Origin of the sequence: Pseudomonas sp. AL03 (genome assembly GCF_029960815.1) — a bacterium.
Classification (GTDB): domain Bacteria; phylum Pseudomonadota; class Gammaproteobacteria; order Pseudomonadales; family Pseudomonadaceae; genus Aquipseudomonas.
In genome coordinates this window covers 1-1361 of the sequence record NZ_JASBRE010000075.1, presented here as the reverse complement: position 1 = coordinate 1361, position 1361 = coordinate 1, and the positions used below count along the sequence as shown (strand labels likewise).

1 protein-coding gene is annotated in these 1361 nt (G+C 57.8%); it reads left to right on the top strand.

The annotated features are described in order from the left end of the window. Nucleotides 1-77: 77 nt before the first annotated feature. Complete coding sequence (locus tag QK293_RS27445; RefSeq protein WP_282383498.1) at nucleotides 78-1103, top strand: IS110 family transposase; 1026 nt, start codon at nucleotides 78-80, stop codon at nucleotides 1101-1103. Nucleotides 1104-1361: the final 258 nt, after the last annotated feature.

The window sequence follows — 1361 nt, the reverse complement described above, 5'->3', positions numbered from 1 at the left end:
TAATGAAATGGCTACCCCCGCCGCCCCCTGTGATCGCCCACTAAGCTTTCACAGGGGGCCTATCGGAGACCGTTGCCATGAACAAAGTAGCTATTGCCGCCATCGACCTGGGAAAACACTCCTTTCACCTGCATGCTCAAGATGATCGTGGTCATGAACTCCAGCGCAAAAAGTTTACTCGAGTGGCGCTGATCCAACACCTGGCGAACCTCGATCCCTGCACCGTCGTGATGGAAGCCTGTGGCGGCGCCCACTTCATGGCGCAGGAGGTCGCAAAGCTGGGACATACGCCCAAGCTCATTGCGCCTCATCTCGTGCGTCCTTATGTGAAAAGCAACAAGAACGACTTCGCTGACGCCGAGGCGATCTGCGAGGCAGCGACCCGCCCAACGATGCGTTTTGTGCCCCCCAAAACCCAGGCTCAGCAGGCGCTGGCCATGCTCAATTCGACACGCGATGCGTTCATCAAAGACCGCACCGCGACCGTCAATCGGATTCACGCAGCCCTTCTTGAAGTTGGCGTCAGCTTGGCCCCAGGCTTCAAATCCATCAAAGATCTTCCGGCACTGCTTGAGGCGAGTTCAGTGCCTGAGCCCTTCAAAAAAATTCTGATGATGCTGCATGAGCACTTCAACTACCTGGACGGTCAAGTCAAAAAACGGGACAAGGACGTGGAATGCCAGGCCGCTGGAGATGATCTGGCGGCTCGCTTGATGACCATGCCGTGTGTCGGCCCGATCACCTCCAGCGTCCTGGCTGCCGAGTTGGGCGATGGCAAACAGTTCAAATGCGGTCGAGGCTATTCGGCCTCGATCGGGCTGGTGCCCAAACAGCATTCCACGGGCGGCAAGACCGTGCTGTTGGGCATCAGCAAGCGCGGTGATCGAAACCAGAGGCGCCTGCTCATCCAGTGCGCCCGTGTTTACTTGATGCAGCTGGAGCGCCAGAAAGGCTGGCTGGCGGACTGGGTCCGTCAGCTATTGGCCCACCATCACTCCAACCATGTGGTCTGCGCGCTGGCCAACAAACTGGCGAGGATCGCCTGGGCAATTGCAGCACACCACACTGAATTCGATGCAGGGCCAACCGCGATGAACGCCTGACCCTGCTGTCACCCGAGCACCACCCACCTGGTTTTGCGATGCTGGATAACAGATGACGTGAACGGCCAACCGGCCTGACGACAACCCTGAGCTCCCACACGGCTGAAAGGCCGTTCAAATAATTAGGATCGTCGGGCATCGATTCTCATCGAGGCGCGGGGGCCACAACCCCACTCAGACGCCGGATAGATGAAAGCAAGCCAAACACGCATCAAAAACAGTATTGCAGAAAAGGGGGTAACCATAGATGTGGGAGCG